The organism is Sorangium sp. So ce385 (assembly GCF_051474135.1).
Taxonomy (GTDB): Bacteria; Myxococcota_A; Polyangia; order Polyangiales; family Polyangiaceae; genus Sorangium; species Sorangium cellulosum_D.
Window position 1 is genome coordinate 5495729 of the sequence record NZ_CP150337.1, and the last position, 16562, is coordinate 5512290.

16 protein-coding genes are annotated in these 16562 nt (G+C 72.4%); 11 read left to right on the top strand and 5 right to left on the bottom strand.

Going from position 1 to position 16562, the window contains the following annotated elements; genetic code table 11:
• Position 1: 1 nt before the first annotated feature.
• The 3 genes from WME83_RS19935 to WME83_RS19945 form a co-directional block, all read right to left on the bottom strand.
• Positions 2 to 1735 (bottom strand): acyl-CoA carboxylase subunit beta, encoded by a 1734-nt coding sequence (locus WME83_RS19935; protein ID WP_437320868.1) that lies wholly within the window; start codon positions 1733 to 1735, stop codon positions 2 to 4.
• Positions 1736 to 2064: 329 nt separating this feature from the next.
• On the bottom strand, positions 2065 to 2442 hold the full coding sequence (locus tag WME83_RS19940; protein ID WP_437320869.1) for a CBS domain-containing protein: 378 nt from the start codon (positions 2440 to 2442) through the stop codon (positions 2065 to 2067).
• A 295-nt stretch (positions 2443 to 2737) separates the two neighbouring features.
• Entirely contained in the window at positions 2738 to 3157 is a 420-nt protein-coding gene (locus WME83_RS19945) for an outer membrane protein assembly factor BamB family protein (RefSeq protein ID WP_437320870.1), read from the bottom strand.
• A gap of 345 nt (positions 3158 to 3502) precedes the next feature.
• On the opposite strand from WME83_RS19945, the gene WME83_RS19950 reads away from it, so the two are divergent.
• The 5 genes from WME83_RS19950 to WME83_RS19970 all read left to right on the top strand — a co-directional run bounded on the left by WME83_RS19950 (position 3503) and on the right by WME83_RS19970 (position 6607).
• On the top strand, positions 3503 to 3736 hold the full coding sequence (locus tag WME83_RS19950; RefSeq protein WP_437320871.1) for a hypothetical protein: 234 nt from the start codon (positions 3503 to 3505) through the stop codon (positions 3734 to 3736).
• 56 nt (positions 3737 to 3792) lie between these two features.
• Positions 3793 to 4629 carry a hypothetical protein gene (locus tag WME83_RS19955; RefSeq protein ID WP_437320872.1) on the top strand — a complete coding sequence of 279 codons (837 nt, stop codon included), beginning with the start codon at positions 3793 to 3795 and terminating at the stop codon, positions 4627 to 4629.
• Between the two features lie 77 nt (positions 4630 to 4706).
• Complete coding sequence (locus tag WME83_RS19960; RefSeq protein ID WP_437320873.1) at positions 4707 to 5171, top strand: LysM peptidoglycan-binding domain-containing protein; 465 nt, start codon at positions 4707 to 4709, stop codon at positions 5169 to 5171.
• A gap of 186 nt (positions 5172 to 5357) precedes the next feature.
• The gene (locus WME83_RS19965; RefSeq protein WP_437320874.1) at positions 5358 to 5774 is read left to right on the top strand and encodes a hypothetical protein; all 417 of its coding nucleotides are present in this window, start codon (positions 5358 to 5360) and stop codon (positions 5772 to 5774) included.
• Positions 5775 to 6019: 245 nt separating this feature from the next.
• A complete protein-coding gene (locus WME83_RS19970; RefSeq protein WP_437320875.1) occupies positions 6020 to 6607 on the top strand; it encodes a hypothetical protein in 588 nt (195 codons plus the stop codon).
• A gap of 254 nt (positions 6608 to 6861) precedes the next feature.
• On the opposite strand, the gene WME83_RS19975 is transcribed toward WME83_RS19970, so the two are convergent.
• Positions 6862 to 7647, bottom strand: a complete 786-nt coding sequence (locus WME83_RS19975; protein ID WP_437320876.1) for a CBS domain-containing protein — start codon at positions 7645 to 7647, stop codon at positions 6862 to 6864.
• A 418-nt stretch (positions 7648 to 8065) separates the two neighbouring features.
• On the opposite strand from WME83_RS19975, the gene WME83_RS19980 reads away from it, so the two are divergent.
• Together WME83_RS19980 and WME83_RS19985 are read left to right on the top strand one after the other, a co-directional pair.
• Positions 8066 to 8740, top strand: coding sequence for a universal stress protein (locus WME83_RS19980; protein ID WP_437320877.1), 675 nt, complete (start codon positions 8066 to 8068; stop codon positions 8738 to 8740).
• A 216-nt stretch (positions 8741 to 8956) separates the two neighbouring features.
• Entirely contained in the window at positions 8957 to 10312 is a 1356-nt protein-coding gene (locus WME83_RS19985) for a sialate O-acetylesterase (protein ID WP_437320878.1), read from the top strand.
• Between the two features lie 86 nt (positions 10313 to 10398).
• Here WME83_RS19985 and WME83_RS19990 read toward each other — a convergent pair whose 3' ends face one another.
• Entirely contained in the window at positions 10399 to 11964 is a 1566-nt protein-coding gene (locus WME83_RS19990) for a hypothetical protein (RefSeq protein ID WP_437320879.1), read from the bottom strand.
• A 706-nt stretch (positions 11965 to 12670) separates the two neighbouring features.
• Here WME83_RS19990 and WME83_RS19995 point away from each other — a divergent pair.
• The 4 genes from WME83_RS19995 to WME83_RS20010 are packed head-to-tail and all read left to right on the top strand — an operon-like array spanning position 12671 to position 16560.
• The gene (locus WME83_RS19995; protein ID WP_437320880.1) at positions 12671 to 13732 is read left to right on the top strand and encodes a latent transforming growth factor beta-binding protein; all 1062 of its coding nucleotides are present in this window, start codon (positions 12671 to 12673) and stop codon (positions 13730 to 13732) included.
• A 38-nt stretch (positions 13733 to 13770) separates the two neighbouring features.
• Positions 13771 to 14550, top strand: coding sequence for a hypothetical protein (locus tag WME83_RS20000; RefSeq protein ID WP_437320881.1), 780 nt, complete (start codon positions 13771 to 13773; stop codon positions 14548 to 14550).
• Between the two features lie 52 nt (positions 14551 to 14602).
• Positions 14603 to 15745 carry an aromatic ring-hydroxylating oxygenase subunit alpha gene (locus tag WME83_RS20005; protein WP_437320882.1) on the top strand — a complete coding sequence of 381 codons (1143 nt, stop codon included), beginning with the start codon at positions 14603 to 14605 and terminating at the stop codon, positions 15743 to 15745.
• On the top strand, positions 15742 to 16560 hold the full coding sequence (locus WME83_RS20010; RefSeq protein WP_437320883.1) for a hypothetical protein: 819 nt from the start codon (positions 15742 to 15744) through the stop codon (positions 16558 to 16560). Before WME83_RS20005 ends, WME83_RS20010 begins: the two co-directional genes overlap by 4 nt.
• Positions 16561 to 16562 lie beyond the last annotated feature (2 nt).

Sequence of the window (16562 nt, forward strand, 5' to 3'; positions counted from 1 at the left end):
CTCAATGAAACTCCCGCTGAACCCCGGTGAACGGCCCTGGCTGGTAATGGCGGAGCAAGAACTCCAGGTTCTCTCCGATCACCGCGCGGAGCTCGCGCGGCATCACGAGCCGCGAGATCGAGCCCAGGCTGAGCCCCTCGCGCGGGTTCATGAGCTCCCGCTCGTACCGCGCGCCGAACTCGGCCTCTCTGGCCTTCAGCCACGCCGCGGCCTCCTCGCGGGCCTCGGCCTTCGCCTTCGCCTCGTCCAGGCCGCGGCCGAGCCGCTCCTTGACGCCGGCCTTCTCCCTGGCGCTCGCCTGCGCGCGCACCTTGCGGAGCTCGTCCTTGTAGACGAACTCCTTGCCGGCGGGCCCCATCACGGCGACGCGCGTCGTGGGGAGCGCGAGGACGACGTCCGCGCCGGTCGCGTAGTTGTTGAACGAGGCGTAGGCGCCGCCGAACGCGTTGCGCACGAGCAGCAGGATGCGCGGGGTGCGCACGTCGATGATCGCGTCGAGCATCGCCCGGCCGGCCTGCACGATGCCCATCGCCTCCTGCTCCCGGCCCGGGAGGAAGCCGGTGGTGTCCTCCATGAAGAGGAGCGGGATGTTGTAGAGGTTGCAGAAGCGGATGAAGCGCGCGTTCTTGTACGCGGCCGCCACGTCGATCTGCCCCGAGGCGACCGCGCTGTTGTTGGCCACGAAGCCGACGACGCGCCCGCCGATCCGCCCGAACGCCGTGATCGTGTTGCGCGCGCGCTGCGGCTGCACCTCGAAGTAGTCGCCGTGATCGCAGATGCGCTGGATGATGATGCTGATATCGAGCGGCGTATTGAAGCCCGTGGGCGACGAGAGCGCCCTGCGGAGCAGCGTGTCGATCTCGGTCGTCTCCCGGTCGAGCGGATCGCTCGTCCGCTGGAACGGCGGGCTCTCGCGGTTGTTGCTCGGCAGGTAGCCGAGCAGGCGGACGGTGGTGCGCAGCGCGCCGACCTCGTCCGGCACCGTGAGATCGGCCACGCCCGAGGCGCCGTGGACCCGCGGGCCGCCGAGGTCGTCGGGCGAGACCACCTCGCCGAGGACCGATTTGACGACCGCCGCCCCGGTGAGGCCGAAGAACGTCCCGCCCGGCTGGATGACGAAGCTGCCCTGGCGCGGCAGGTAGGAGCCGCCGCCGGCGTTGAACCCGAACATGCACATGATGCTCGGCACCACGCCGCTGATCTTGCGCAGCGCCGCGAACGCCTCGGCGTAGCCGTCGAGCCCGCCGACGCCCGCGGGGACGTAGGCGCCGGCGCTGTCGTTGAGGCCGATGAGCGGGATCCCCCGCTCTCCCGCGAGCTGGAACAGCCGCGCGAGCTTGCGGCCGTTCGTCGCGTCCATCGACCCGGCGCGGACCGTGAAATCGTGGCCGTAGAGCGCGACGTCGCGGCTGCCGATGCGCAGGATCGCCGTGACCAGCGAGGCGCCGTCCAGGTTCGGCCCCCAGTTCTCGAAGAGCACGCGCGGCGGCTCCGGGGTCAGCACGCGGATGCGCTCCCAGATCGTCATCCGGCCTTTGCTGTGCTGCCGGATGATGTTCTCCGGGCCCGCGGAGACATAGGGCCGGCGGCGGAGCTCCTCCGCCTCCCGGAGCGCGGCGTCGTACGCCGAGGCCGGCGCGGCCGCTCCGCCGGGCGCCTCGTCGAGCGGATCGTCGAGCGAGGGCACGACGGCGGCGGGCTTCGTCACGAGTTCGTTGCGATCAAGGGGGCTCATGGACAGGCGAGCCACTCTACCATGGCGCGATCTCGCGGCGCACGCCGCGCGCCGAGCGAGGCACGGGCCCGTCTCGGCGTGTGGGGCGCGGCACGGAGCGCTGCCTCGGAGGCGGCTCGACCGAGTCCGCGGCTGCGCCGCGACGCGTCTTCACCGCATGCGGCGGGCGGCGCGCGGCGTCGACGAGGCCGCGCGCGCGGCGGACGCAGCGAGTCATCGAGGGCTGGTCGCCGCGCTGCTCGGGCCGGCCAGGTTGTTCTTCGGATCGACGTGGCTGCCGGCGCCGGAGCGAGGCGTGGCTGGCCGCCGCGTCGCTTGCCTGGCTGCGGTCAGGCGGTCTCTTTCTCGGCGAGCAAGGCGGCCAGGACGGCCAGGGCGTCGGTCGTCGTGAACACCCCGACGACGTGCCCGCCGTTCAGCACCACCGCCGATCCATACTTGTGCTCGGCCATCTCGCGGACCACCTCGGAGAGCGGCGCGTCCGGCGCGACGGCGTAGGGGCTCGGCGACATGGCCTCGCTGACGAGGAGCTCATCGCCCTCTTGGTCCTTGAGCGTCTCGATCCAGTAGATGTCCCGCTCGGAGATCATGCCGACCAGCCGGCCGCCGCGCAGCACCGGCAGGTGTCGGATGCGATGTCCTCGCATGAGCTTGCGGGCGAGGCCCACCTTCTGATCGGCGCCGATCGAGTGCGGACTCTTGGTCATGCAATCCTGGATGCGAAGGGTCGAAGAGCTCATGAGGCCTCCCCAGGCGCTGGACGTCCGTGACGAGCCGAGCGATTCAGGTGTCTGCGAGATTGTCAGCAAGACGCGGACCACGGGGCGGAGCCCGGCTTCTCGGCGGGGTGATCCGCGTAGCCGGCGAGCTGATCTGGCTCGATGCGACGCCTGCGCCGCGCCGGCGACCTCCGACCTCCGGCCGCCGGCGAGGGCGCGCCTGCAGCGATTGCGCGCGAGCGCAGGGGGTTCGCCAGCGCGGACCTGGGCGCCTCGGCGCGCGTCACTCCTTGTCGTCGGACTGGGCGACGTTGCCCGGCACGCCCAGGGCGACCGGGCCCAGTCCCTTGCCCTTGAAGCGGTTGTGCCAGAGGCTCTGGCCGGTGAGCGAGAAACACTCGATCTCGCCCTGCTTGGCGACGAAGAGCCGGTCTCCCTCCAGGAGCAGCGTGGCGCGGCCGAGCGTGGTGGTCTTCACCTCCCAGAGCAGCTCGCCCGTCGGGTAACGCAGGCAGGCGACGCCGTTGAAGGTCGCCGCGTAGATCGCCTCGGGCGTGATCAGGAGCGCCGTGGACGAGTACCCGGCCCCGTCCTGCTTGCGCTCCCAGAGCACGCGCCCGGTGACCGGATCCACCCCGAAGATCTGACCCAGGAACGCCGCCACCAGCACCGGCGCCGCCGCCGTCGTCCGGTATTCGCTCATCCGCCGCCTCCGTTCGTGAATGCGCTCAACGAGCTATCAGCCAGGCGGCAGCGCGGCAAGTTGCGGGCGCGCGCGGTCGCGCGTCGTGCGCGCCGCGAAGACGCGAGCTCGCCCGGGCTCCTCGAAAGCGAGGCGCGGGCGAGCTCATCTGTGCCGACGCCCCGCTGCGCTCTACGCCGCGACGGTGGTCCATGGGCGCACCTCGAACGGCGCCGGGGCCGCTTCGCTCGCGGAGGCGCGGCGCCGCTCGCGAAGGATCGACAGGTCGCCCGCGTTCGCTCTACTCTTCTCTTCTCCGACTCCCAGGGCTCGATGAAAGACGCCGCACCGACGCAGGACCAGGCCATGTGCTTCCATCGAGCCGCGCTCTCGACGGCGCAGCTGATCGACAGGGAGAGCGAGCACCGGGGGCTGGACGCCGACGCGTACGTGGCGTGGCGAGCGTACGGGAACGACTTGCCGCCGGTGGTCCGCTGCGGCGCCGTGCTGCGCAACCTCGCGCTGCTCTACTCGGCGGCCTTCGCGCCCACGCCGGTGTTCAGCCTCGCCATCCTGCTCGGGGCGCGCTCCGCGACATGACGGATTCCCGGCTCAGGAGATGGCCGGTCTCGGACTTCGGCCAGCGAGTCTACCTCGTGCGCGCAAATCACGCGCCCGACGATCCATCGCGGGACCAGCTCGAGCCCGTCCCGCCCCTCTTTGCCTCGTTCGCCATCGAGGCTCGGCTGAACGAGAACCTCCATGTCCTTCAGGAGGTTTACTGCGAGCTCACCCTCTGCGGCTGGTCCAGCCTGTACCCGCAGGAGCAGCGAGCGCTCCGCGATCGGATCTCCGCGCGGATATGCCGGGCGCTGGAGCACGGAGAGCTCGTCGCGCTGCGCGAGATCCGCGTCCCGGTGTCCGCCGCGCCCCTGGGCCAGGGGAGCCGCGCGCCGCACGCCGGACCGGCAACGTCACCGCCGGCCCGACCGCCCGGAGCGGGGGCCGAGCTCTCGTTCTACGAGCTCGTCCTGCTGGACGAGCTCGAGACCCCGATCGCGGACGTGAGCATGCGGGTGAGCACGCCCGCAGGGGAGGTCGTGCGCCGAACGGACGCAAGCGGGCGCGTGCGCGTCGACGGCGTGCCGGCGGGCTGGGGAAGCGCCGCCATCGCCAGCGCCGATGAGCTCGCCAGGGCGCTCGCCGGCCGGGAGCGGGGCCCGCGCCGGACAGCGCCGTTGCCCGAGGGGGAGACGTGGCACGTGCGCGTCCCGAGCCGCATCGGCGACGCCGTGAGCCTGCCGGACGCCGAGTCCCAGAAGCTCCTGCTCGTGACGCGCACCGACCTGGTTCATATCACCCAGGCATCCCGTGGGCCGCGCTGTCCCTGGTCGACCCGGCAGGTCCATGGCAGCTCACCGTCGCCGAGGAGCGCGCGATGCTCGCGCTCCACTCCGCCGCGACGGGCGCTCAGGCCGTCGTGCAGGGGATAGCACCGGAGCCCTCTCCAGCGCCGCCGCCGCCCATCTCCCCGCCGCCGATCGATGCCGGGCTATGGATCGCACCCAACGTGCTTGTCGTTCAGAGCGGCGACACGCTGGTGCGGATCGCGGCCCGCTACCTCGGGGACGGCGCCCGCTGGAGGGAGATCTGGGCGCTCAACCAGGAGCGCTACGCAGGGCGATCGCCCGACGTGATCTTCCCCGGGGACACGCTCGTCATGCCGGCCGAGGCGGTCCCGGAGTGGGTCGCGCTGCCGGCCAGCCCTGCGCCGCCGCCCGATGCGTCGGCGCCCGCCGCGCCAGCCCCACCGGAGTGGCTCCGCGCGGCGATCGATACGCTCCATGAGGCGCTGTTCCTGGAGCGCCTGGACGCGGTATGGCGCTTCCTCGAGAGCATCCCGCTCGACCTGCCTGCGCCGAGCCTGGACGCGCCGCCGCCGTTCGTCGAGGAGCTCGTCTATCGATCGACCATGGTCGAGCTGGCCCTCGAGGGGAAGGTGGATCCCGTGTTCCAGGAGACGGAGCAGGTCTGATGCTGAAGCTCAGGGTCACCTGGCCGAACGCGGGGCACGCGCTCCTCCCCGAATCGGGGGCGGACGTGCGCCTCGTGGTCGGAGGGACGCCGCTTCCGCCTGCTCTGGGCTGAGCAACGCCTCGGGAAGAGCCGTGGGGCCATCCAGCTCGGCCGGCTCGGCGTCGCGGGCTACAGCGCCGGCGGCATGTCCATGTGGGCCGCGCTCGCCAGCAACAAGCAGCGCGTCTCGGAGGTGTACGCGTTCGATGCGCGGGGTGCACCCTCCAGTGCAGGCGCCGCGATCCAGTGGTTCAACGCGCGGAGCGACACGGTGCTGCGGATGACCGGGGGCTATCAGCTCGCGGCGAACGAGGGGATCCGGATGAGCATCGAGAAGCTCGCAGGGGGCCCCGTGTCGCGGGTCACCGCGACGCCGCCGAACAGGAAGGCCTACGCCGCCGGCAGCAACCCGCTCTGGGATCATGTGATCACCTTCTACCCAGAGTTGCGCGAGAGGGTCGACGTATGGCATCAGTTCGCGGTCTTCGGCGGTTACGTCGCCGTCCCCGGTCCCTTCGCCCTGACCTTTCTGCAGCGGTTCTTGCAGGACTCCCTGTTTTGAAGCGCGCCCTCGTTTCGCTCGTCGTCGCCGCGCTCGCGCCGGGCCAGCTGGCCTGCCATCGAGAGCGCCTTCCCCAAGGCGACGCTTCGACGGGGGGGCGCCCATCATCCGCGAGCGCGCCGGCATCGCCCTCCGGAGCCGCTTCGGCGGGCGGCGGTGGGCTGAACGACCTCGACGCTCCACGCCCCGAGATCACCGGGGCTCCTCGATCGGGAGCGCCTCCGTCGTCGCTCGGCGATGCAGGGGTGGTCTCGCCCGCTCCTGCGACCACCGCCGGCCCGAGCGCGCCGGCTGGCACGCCGTTCGACCAGGATGCCTGGCTGGCCGCACGCGGCGCCGCGTGGCGCCCCGATGCCTCGTGCTGGTCGACCCTCGCCACGAGCCCGCCTCAGCGCATCAACATGTGCTCGTGCCACCAGGCGCTCAGTCTGCCGGAGGTCGAGCTGATGGTGTGCTCTCGTGCGCGCGAGCCGGAATTCGACGCGGCGCCCGTCGTGACGCACACGGTCCTCTACGCAGCGCGGGGTGGCGTGCTCCAGGCTGTGCTCGACGTCCCCACCGGCGCGACGCTCGACGAGTGCGCGCCGGGCGCCCCGATCCCGTGCTCGGTGGTGCTCGAGCTTCGCGTCGAGGGGAGCTCGATCCGATTGGACGATACGGCAGGGACAACCCCTGCGTGCGACCACCCCTGGATCGCCGCGAACAGCCCCCTGCCAGGCGCCTCCGGCGGGAGCAGCGCCTCCGGGCAGCGCGTGCACGCCGCCTACCGGCGCATCTGCAGCTCCCGCGGCCGCTACGTCTGGCAGCGCGGCGCGCTCCGCCGTGCGCCGTGATCAGGCAGCCTCGCCTGCGCGGGAAGGCTCGAGGCCGCCGCAGGAGGCAGATCTGTATGCTGAACAACACCAGAGGCCTCGCTCCGGAGACAGATCTGTATGCTGAGCTACACCGAAAGCCTCTCCCCGGAGACAGATCTGTATGCTGAGCTACTGTTGGATCCAATTTCGCAGACAGATCTGTATGATTTTCTACGTCGAACCGCAGCCCCGCATCCACCCCTGTAGAACTTCTTGCTCCGGGAGCTCGCCCCTCAGGCTCTCCTGCGCCCCGGCGGGATCAGGTACCCGCAACTCCGCCCGAACCACCGCAGCACGTCGAGCGACGACAGGATGCCCACCACCTTGCCGTCGTCCGAGACGATCGGCAGCCGGTGCACGCCCTCGTAGGCCATCAGCGACGCGGCCTGCCGGATGCTCGCGCTCTCGTGCAGCTGCACCACGACGGGCGTCATCACGTCGCGCGCGGTGATCTTGACGGGCTCGTACACATAGAAACCCTGCTCCATGTCGAGCGGCGCGACGTCGTCCGGGTGCAAGCTCACCCGCTCGGACGCCTCGGTGTCGCCGCGCTCCTCGGCCGCCCGGAGCACGTCGGCCCGCGACACCATCCCGATCGGCTTGCCGTCGGCATCCACGACCGGCATCCCGCTGATCCCGTGGCGGATCAGCAGGGCCGCGACCTCGTCGACCGTGACCTCCGGCCGCACGCAGATGACGTCCCGGCTCATGATCCCGGAGAGCGGCGCCGCCGGATTCACGTGCTCGCTCACCCCGGCCAGCGGGTCCGCGCTCCCCATGGCCGACATCGCGCGCTCGGTATGGCAGACGACCGACGTCGTGCGCGACGCCGCGTCGAAGTGCAGCGCGTGGAACCGACGGCACGACTCGCACTCGGGCACCGTGGCCGACCGCTCCTTGAGCGGGCAATAGACGGTCGCGACGACCGACGCCTCGCCGTCGTCTCCAACGATGCGCGCGCTGCGGATCGCGTGCTGCGGGATGGGGTGCTCTCCGTTGATCGGTCCAAGGGTCGTCATCGTCATCTCTCCGCTCGCCTCCGCGGCCTTCGCTCGAGGCGCGCCCTGCGATGAGCACCGGCCGTGCCACGCCCGGGCGCCCCGGAGCGCCGCGGCAGGCACGGCAGGCCCGGAGCGCCGCGCCCGCGCCGCCGCGCGCCGTTTGCGCCGCGACGAAAGGGATGCACGCGCCGCGCGCCGCGCGCGGAGGTCCGCCGCGCGCTCTGCGCGACGCGCCCAGCGCACGTCGCCCGCGCGCCGCCGTTCGGAGCGCACGGCAGGGCCCGCCGCTCTCCGGCCTCCGGAGCGCATGGCACGGCCCATGCGAACCCTGCCAGCAGCGCGCGCGCGGCGTGCCGAGAGGCGCGCCGCGCAGAGCGCCGGGCAGAGCAGGGCAACCGGCCCGGATGGACTGGCAACGAGGCTTGAGGAGGACGTCATGTCGAGCGTGGGCGCAACGGGTCGGTTCATCGTCGTGGTCGGGATCGACTTCTCGGATCTGAGCAACCGCGCGCTCGATCAGGCGCTCGAGTCCGCCTGCTATCGCGACAACGCGGAGGTGCACGGGGTCTACGTCGAGCCCGAGAGCTGGGTCGGCGTCGGGCTCTCGCGGGCGCCGGCGGCGGCCACCAAGCCCGAGGTGGCGCTCCAGCAGCTCCAGGCGCGCGCGAGCGAGCGCGTCCGCGCCCTGGGCGGCAAGCTCGACGGCAGGCGGCTCAAGCGCGTCGTCGTCCACTTCCGCCGCGGCGACGCGGCCGGGAACATCGCTCAGCTCGCCGCCGACCTCGACGCCGACCTCGTGGTCGTCGGCTCGCACGGCCACCGCGGGCTGGAGCGGCTGCTCCTCGGCTCGGTCGCCGAGCGCGTCGCCCGGCTCGCGCGCTGCCCCGTGTGGATCGTGCGGCCGAAGGATCACGCGACCGCCGGCCGGGTGCCCGAGATCGAGCCGCCTTGCCCCGAGTGCGTGAAGCGCCGGCAGGAGACCGGCGGCGCCGATCTCTGGTGCGCGCGCCACTCGGAGCATCACGTCCGGCCCCACCGCTACTCGTACGCGACGAACGGGGTCTACGCGACGTCGAGCGCCGCCTACCACGCGACGCCCGAAGGGAATTGATCGCGATCGATCGTGATGGATCGTGATCGTGAGGCGAGCTCGACGAGATTGCGCACCCGCGAGGTGAGCCCCCGACATCCTGTCCTGTGAACGCCGGACGAACGGCGCATTCAATCGTCGCCGATCGCGCCGCTGTCGCGTTCGACCTCATCGGACCGGCCCCGGCCGCGCGCCGGCGTATTGACGCTGCGCTGCCAGCGGAGAATATACCGTGTCATGAAGCGGTCCTGTATCGCCGTGGCGGCTCTCGCGATCTCGCTCTCCGCGTCCGCCGCGGCGCAGCCGGTGAAGCTGTTCGTGCTCGCGGGCCAGTCCAACATGGTCGGCTACGGCGTGGTCGCCGCGCTCCCGGCCGAGCTCCAGAGCCAGCCCGACATCTGGTACGACCACCACAACCCCGACGCGCGCGAGGGAGGGCCGTACGCCGCGGCGACGAGCACCGACTGGGGGCCGCTCGAGCCGAAGGGCGAGGCGCGCCGCTACGGGCCCGAGATCACGTTCGGACACGCGATGGCGGCGGCGTTCCCCGAGCACCGGATCGCGATCGTGAAGATGGCGCAGGGGGGCACGAACCTCGTCGACCACTGGGGGCGCGGGCTGGGGCCGGATCCGGAGGTGCTCTACAAATCACAGCTCTACCACGCGCTCCTCGGCAAGCTGGACTCCGCGACGTACACAGGCGATCGCGCCCTGCGCTACCCCGAAGAGCCGACGCGGCTCGACAACGCCCTGGCGCGGCTCGAGTCGGAGGGGCACGACGTCGAGATCGCCGGGCTCCTCTGGATGCAGGGCGAGAACGAGGCGGGGTGGGCGGCCGCGTTCAACTACGGCGACACGCTGCGCGGCTTCATCGCGGCGATCCGCGAAGATCTCGGCGTGCCCGGGCTCCCGGTCGTGCTCGGCCGGATCAGCGACAACCTCTACCCGGCGAACGGCGGGCCCATCGCCGCCGGCAAAGAGGCGAACATCGACGCCGTGCGCGCGGCGCAGGTGGCGGTGGCGGAGGAAGACCCCCGGGTCGCGTGGGTCGACACGGACGACTTCGCCCCGCGGCGGTCCGACGATACGTGGCATTTCGACTCCGCCGCGTACCAGCGCCTCGGCGAGCGCTTCGCCGAGGCGTACCTCGCGCTGGTCGGCGAGACGGGCTCGCCGGGCCCCTCGTCGGCGAACGGCGCCGCGAGCGCGAGCGCGGGGGGAGGGGGCGGCGCGGCGGGGGCGAGCGGGAGCACGGTGGCGGCCGGCAGCGCCGCGGGCGCGGGGGGAGGCGGCGGCGCGGCGGGGGCGAGCGGGAGCTCCGTGTCGTCGGCGAGCGGCGCCGCGAGCGCGGGCGCAGGCGTGGGAGGGGGCGGCGCGGCGGGAGCGAGCGGGAGCTCCGTGTCGTCGGCGAGCGGCGCCGCGAGCGCGGCCGGATCGAGCGGGGCCGCGCCCGGCGGCGCCGGCGGCAGCAGCAGCGGCTGCGGCTGCCGGATGGCCGGGATCCCTGGCCAAGAGCCGACGGCGGGGGTGCTCGCGCTGATCGCGCTGGCGGCATGGCGCCGGCGCCGCCGGAGCGGGCGCGAGCCCGGCTGAACCGGGGCTCGCCGCCTCAGGGAGAAGGCCGCAGAGGCCCGCCGTCGCGTTGGACGGGCCCTCTGCGGGCGCTCAGCGCCGCCGGCTCACCCCGGCAGGCAGAGGCCAACACTGCACACGTAGCCGTCGCGGCAGTCGTCCGACGTCCCGCACTCGGCAACGCAGGCGCTGTTGCCCGCACCGTCCGTGTCGCAGTAGCCGCCGCCGGCGCAGTCGTCGGCCCCGGGAGTGCACGGGCCCGTGCAGTACCCGCCCGGCCAGCCATCCACGTCGAGGAAGCAGAAGCCGCCGGCGCAGTCGGCGTCGGCGGTGCAAGCGTCGCCGTCGGCGGCATCGCCCGCCGGCGGGTCGCAGTAGCCAGCGGCATTGCAGACGTACCCGTCCGAGCACTGAGCGTCGCTGGTGCAGCCCGGGTAACAGGTATTGTCGGCGTCACAGATGTAGCCGTCGCGGCAGTCGCTGTCCGTCCTGCACGAGGTGAGGCAGACGCCGGTGGTGTCGCCCGGCTCCATGTAACAGGTGCCACCGCCGGTGCACTCGAGGTCGACGCCGCAGAAGCCCGAACAGTAGCCGCCCGGAAAGCCGTAATCGGCCTGGGAGATGCACCAGTCGCCAGAACACACGCTGTCCTCCGTGCAAGCGCTGCCGTCCGGAGTGAAGCAGGCGCCCCAGTAGTCATCGCACACCCCCACCTCCGTGCACTGCGCGTCGCTGGTGCAGCTCGGCCAGCACACCCCTTCGTCGATGCACGCATAACCGTCGCGGCAGTCGTCCGAGGTCTCGCACTCGGCGGCGCACATGGTGAAGCCAGTTTCCTCGTTCACGAGGAAGCAGGTGCCGCCGCCGGCACAGTCGCTGTCCGTCACGCACTCCGCGGTACAGTACCCGGAGGGAAAGCCGCTTCCGGTCTCCGGGAGGCAGGCGCCGCTGGCACACGTGGCTCCGTCGGTGCAGGCAGCGCCGTCGGCAGCGGGCTCGCCGCCGCCGGCGCCGGTGGTGGCGGACGTGGTGGAGGTGACGCTGCCGCCGCCGCCGGTGGTGACGGAGGTGGTGGAGGTGACGCTGCCGCCGCCGCCACCGTCGCCGCCGCCGCCGGTGGTGACGGAGGTGGTGGAGGTGACGCTGCCGCCGCCGTCGCCGCCGGTACCGGTGGTGGCAGAGGTGGTGGAGGTGACGCTGCCGCCGCCGCCGCCGTCGCCGCCGCCGGTGGTGGCGGAGGTGGTGGAGGTGACGCTGCCGCCGCCGCCGCCGTCGCCGCCACCGGTGGTGGCGGAGGTGGTGGAGGCGACGCTGCCGCCGCCGCCGCCGTCGCCGCCGCCGGTGCCGGCGGTCGTGGAAGCGACGCTGCCGCCACCGCCGCCGTCACCGCCACCGCCGCCGGTGCCGCCGCCCTGGCCGCCGGTGCCGCCGCCCTGGCCGCCGGTGCCGCCACCCTGGCCGCCGGTGCCGCCACCCTGGCCGCCGGTGCCGCCGCCTTCGCCGCCGGTGCCGCCGCCCTCGCCGCCCTCGCCGCCAGCGCCGCCGGTTCCCGCCGTCGTGCTGCCGCTGGTCGTCGTGCTGCCGCTGCTGCCGGTCCCGGGGGTCGTCGGGTCGTCATCGCCGCACGCCGCGGTCACCAAGCTCAACGCAAAGAGGCACACCAAAGATCGCATCTTCATCCGCTGCTCTCCAGCCGGTAGGGGTCCATTGACGCGGTGCCGGCCGTCGGAGGCGAGGCGCCGCAGCGCGATGGGCGCGCGCGCATCTTCTGTCGAAACGACACGGATGCCAACGGCTCTTTTCACTTCCTCTCCGCTCTTCCGCGCGGAGAGCACCCGGAAACGCCGCGCTCGATCGACGCCGCGCTCACCCTGCCCCCGCAGAGCCCGTTCAGCGCAGCTTTTCGACGGCGGCCCCGCGCGATTGTCGGGCCCGCTCCACGCCGCCCGCAGCACGCATTGCGGGCAGTAGGATCGTTTTTTCGCCCACCGCGCGCGTCCTCCTCCTGACCCGCGCGCCTCTCATGCCACACGTCGCTGCGCGGTCGCTACGCTGCGCGCCCTCCTGTGATCTCCCGGATCGAGCCCAGATCGAGCGCGCGCGCACTCCGCTGCTGCCCGCCGCGAGCGCCGCCTCGATGATTGACCGGCCGCCTCCCGAGCTGGTATACGTAGCCGTTTTCTCTTGGCAGAATTTTACAGTCACATTCGAGGCGAGGCCCGGACGAGCGCGGTGTGCGCAGGTGAAGGGTACCTGGAGCTCCCAGCGCCAGCCGTGTCGTATTGCCCTCGCCGGCTTCGCGGCGGCGCGCTGCGCTCCGGCGGGACGAGCCCTCGCTTCAGAAGATGATGAGGAGATCCCATGCGCGTCGGACACGTGATGATCACAGCAGCTCTCGTCAGCCTCTTCGCCGCGTGCGCCACCTCGGACGGGGGCGACGGCGGGCCGCCGATCTACGGGACGGTCTGCGAGGCCCGCTGCGCCTGCGAGGACTGCTCCGGCGACAACGAGGGACTGTGCGAGGCCGAGCAGGAGGCCATCGAGGAGCGCGCCGAGGAGCGCTGTCAGGACGAGCACGAGGCGTATGTCGACTGTGTCCGCCTGGAGGGCCGGTGCGTGGATGGTCATCACCTGGCCGAGGTCTGCAACGGCCGCGCGGCGGCCCTCCTGGGCTGTCTCGAGCCAAAAGATCGCGATCACTGCCCCACCGCCGGCGACGGCGTCTGCGACGAGCCCCAGGGCACCGACGCGTGCGCGGCCGGGACCGACCCCGCCGACTGCCTCTCTTTCTGTCCGTACACGGGCAACGGCATCTGCGACGAGCCCGAGGGCGCCGGCCGGTGCCCGGCGGGCACGGACGTCGACGACTGCAAGCTCGTGCCGTGCCCGTCGGTGCAGGACGGGACCTGCGACGAGCCCGAGGGCACCGGCCGGTGCGACGAGGGCTCGGACGTCGACGACTGCATGGGCGCGACCTGCCCCGAGGCGAACAACGGCGAGTGCGACGAGCCCGAGGGCACCGGGCTCTGCGACGAGGGCACCGACGCGGCCGACTGCGCGGGCGCGCCGTGCCCCTACGTGGACAACGGCGCGTGCGACGAGCCCGAGGGCACCGGCTACTGCGAGGAGGGCACGGACGTCATCGACTGCGACACGAGCGCCGTCGCCTGCGACGACATCGGCGTCTGCGGCAGCAGCACGAGCGGGTGCGTCGCGTGCGCGAACGAGGGGAGCTGCGCCGACGAGCTCGAGGCGTGCACCATCAGCGACGACTGCTACTTCCTCGTCCAGTGCCTCGTGACCTGCTCGACCGACGCATGCATCGATGAGTGCCTGGAAGTCTATCCGGACGGGGTGCAGACGTACTCCAGCTACGACCGATGCTTGAACTGCGACCAGTGCTACTACTCGTGCGGCGGGAGCGACGTATTCGAGTGCTGAACCGTGGCTCATCCCTGAGCGCCGCGGAGGAGATGAACATGCTTGATCGACGAGACGTTCGTGCGCTTTCGGCCCGCGCCGCCCTCCTGGCCACCCTGGCCGGCGCCGCCTCCTGCGGCGGCCTCTCCGCGGGCGACTACGCGGTGTACCGCGTCGCCCTCGAGGCGTCCGAGCAGGCGCCTGGCTGCTCCCCCGACGACCGGCCGATCCTCGCGGAGAAGTACGACGCCACCACGTTCCGGGACGGCCAGACGCTGCTCCTCTACCTCCCGACCGACGACGAGGCGGTGCTCGACACCGGCGGTCTCGCGCTGAAGGGCTCCACGGCGGACGACCCTTATACCTTCGAGGGCAGCTCCGAAGACATCGAGTTTCCCTTCCGCGACAGGGTCACCGACGCCGACCAGGACGGCATCTCGGACGACGTCGACCCCTTCGTCGACGCCGACAAGGACGGCGACGACGACACGGATCCGGCGCGCGACCGCGTGGTCGACACCGACGGCGACAAGCTGGACGACCGCGATGAGCTCGAGGACAGTTTCGTCGACGCCGACGACGACGGGGACGACGACCGCTTCCGGGAGATCGTCGGCGACACGAGGACGATCTCCAGCCTCCGGGTGAGCGTCTCCATGACGGTCGACGGGCCGACGGTCAGGGGCGTCGTGACGCGGACGACCGAGGAGACGTGCGAGGGCGACCTGTGCCCGCCCCACGTGGACCAGCCGTGCGTCGACGTGCAGCGGTTCCGCGGCGTCGAGGTCGACGAGGCGGAGCTGACCTTCGGGGTGGTCGACGGGCGCCCGACCCCCTGAGCCGCGCTCCGGCGGCGCGCGCGCCGCTCCCGTTCTGGTAGCATCGCCCCGCTTGCCGGCGCTCCCGCTCTCCCCCGCCGACCTCCGCGCCGTGCTCGCGCCGCTCCCGGGCGCCCGCCCGCTGCCCGCGCGCGCCTACTGGGACGAGGGCGTGTTCGCCTTCGATCAGGCCGAGATCTTCGGTCGCTCGTGGGTCTGCGTCGGCCGCGAGGACGAGATCGCCCGCCCCGGCGAGTGGGTGCTGGCGCCGCTCACGCCGGCGGGGATCCTCGTCCTCCGCGGCGCGGATCTGGAGATCCGCGCGTTCCACAACGTCTGCCGCCACCGGGCGGCGACGCTCGTCGACGGCGCGTGCGGCCGGCTCTCTCAGCTCGCGTGCCCGTACCACGGCTGGACCTACGAGCTCTCCGGCGCCCTGCGCGCGGCGCCCCACGCGCCCCCCGGCTTCGACCGCGGCGCGCACGGCCTCCTGCCCGCGCGGGCGGGCGCCCTCTTCGGCTTCCTCTTCGTGACGCTCGACCCCGGGGCGCCCCCGCTCGAGAGCGCGCTCGGCGGCGCGCCGCCGTGGCTCGCGCGCCCCGAGCTGCGCTCGCTCCGGCGGGGCCGGCGGGTGGAGTACGAGGTCGCCGCGAACTGGAAGCTCTGCGTGGAGAACTTCCAGGAGTCGCACCACTTCCCGCGCGTCCACCCCGCGCTGGAGCGGCTCACCCCGTGCGACGACGCCGTGTCCTGGGGCAGCGGCGGCCCGTGGCTCGGCGGGATCATGGAGCTCGCCCCCGGCGCCGAGACGGTCTCGCTCGGCGCGGCGCGCGGGGCGCGGCCGCTGATCGTCCCCGAGGCGGAGCGGCGGCGGGTGCGCGACGCCATGCTCTTCCCGGGCCTGCTCACGAGCCTCCAGCCCGACTACCTGCTCACGTACCGGCTCACCCCGCGCGCGCCGGACCGGACCCTCGTGGTCGCCGACACCTACTTCCACCCGGCGGCGTTCACCCCCGGCTTCGATCCGGCCGACGTGTTCGCCTTCTGGGACACCGTGAACCGCGAGGACCGGTCGATCTGCGAGCGCCAGCAGCGCGGGATGCGCGCCCCGGGCTGCGCGCCGTCGACCTACGCCGCGGTGGAGGACGGCGTCCACGCGTTCGATCGGATGGTGGCCGAGCGGTACCTCGCGGCGCTCGGCGCGAGGGCGTCGTGAGCAAGCTCTGCGGCCTGTGGGGCCGCCCGTACATCGATCTCTCGCCGCTCATCGACACGTCCTGCTTCCCGGAGCTCGATCGCGAGATCGTGCTCGGGCTCTGCCGCGTCGAGCCCTCGTACACCGGCGGGAGCCTGAAGTGGATGGGCGTCGTCGCGCCGTGGGTGCACGAGGACCCGTACGTGGACTACGGGCAGGTCATCGGCGCCTTCTCGCGCGAGGAGCTCCGCGACTTCGTGGCGCTCGCCGACGACCCGTCCGCCTTCGACCTCGATCGCGGCGGCGAGTACACCTTCGGAGACGAGACCGATCACCCGCTCTCGCGGGCGCAGATGCTGTACCTGAAGTACCGCTACGGCGTCTATTTCCCCTGGAAGGTCTGCTATCACCTCCTCGAGAACGACCGCTGGGAGGACAAGCACTCCGGCGCCGGCAAGGATTTCTCGGCAGAGGCGAAGGCGGTCTTCCCTCGGACGGTCGAGTTCCTGCGCGGGCTGCCGTTCGTCGAGATCGGGCGTTGCGTGCTCTTCGGGCTCGAGGCGAACGACCACGCGCCCGCGCACCGCGACACCGAGCCCGGGAGCGCGCTCGGCGTGGCGCAGTCGATCTCGTTCGCGCCGCGCGGCGGCAAGCGATTCTATGTCTGCGACAGGGAAGGGGAGGAGCGCACGGTCGTCCGCGCCCCCATCTACTGGTTCAACGACATGGATTACCACGGGGTCGAACCGGACCCGTTCTTCCGCTACTCGATCCGGGTGGACGGCGTGTTCGAGCCGGCGTTCGTGAAGCGGCTCCAGCGGCTCTACCGGCGGTAAGC

Bases quoted from the DNA above. Each gene is read 5' to 3' on its own strand.
- WME83_RS20000 (WP_437320881.1), top strand. From the start codon at position 13,771: ATGCTTGATCGACGAGACGTTCGTGCGCTTTCGGCCCGCGCCGCCCTC.
- WME83_RS19995 (WP_437320880.1), top strand. From the start codon at position 12,671: ATGATCACAGCAGCTCTCGTCAGCCTCTTCGCCGCGTGCGCCACCTCG.
- WME83_RS19975 (WP_437320876.1), bottom strand. From the start codon at position 7,647: ATGACGACCCTTGGACCGATCAACGGAGAGCACCCCATCCCGCAGCAC.
- WME83_RS19990 (WP_437320879.1), bottom strand. From the start codon at position 11,964: ATGCGATCTTTGGTGTGCCTCTTTGCGTTGAGCTTGGTGACCGCGGCG.
- WME83_RS19940 (WP_437320869.1), bottom strand. From the start codon at position 2,442: ATGACCAAGAGTCCGCACTCGATCGGCGCCGATCAGAAGGTGGGCCTC.
- WME83_RS19965 (WP_437320874.1), top strand. From the start codon at position 5,358: ATGTCCATGTGGGCCGCGCTCGCCAGCAACAAGCAGCGCGTCTCGGAG.
- WME83_RS19950 (WP_437320871.1), top strand. From the start codon at position 3,503: ATGTGCTTCCATCGAGCCGCGCTCTCGACGGCGCAGCTGATCGACAGG.
- WME83_RS19945 (WP_437320870.1), bottom strand. From the start codon at position 3,157: ATGAGCGAATACCGGACGACGGCGGCGGCGCCGGTGCTGGTGGCGGCG.
- WME83_RS19980 (WP_437320877.1), top strand. From the start codon at position 8,066: ATGTCGAGCGTGGGCGCAACGGGTCGGTTCATCGTCGTGGTCGGGATC.
- WME83_RS19935 (WP_437320868.1), bottom strand. From the start codon at position 1,735: ATGAGCCCCCTTGATCGCAACGAACTCGTGACGAAGCCCGCCGCCGTC.
- WME83_RS19985 (WP_437320878.1), top strand. From the start codon at position 8,957: ATGAAGCGGTCCTGTATCGCCGTGGCGGCTCTCGCGATCTCGCTCTCC.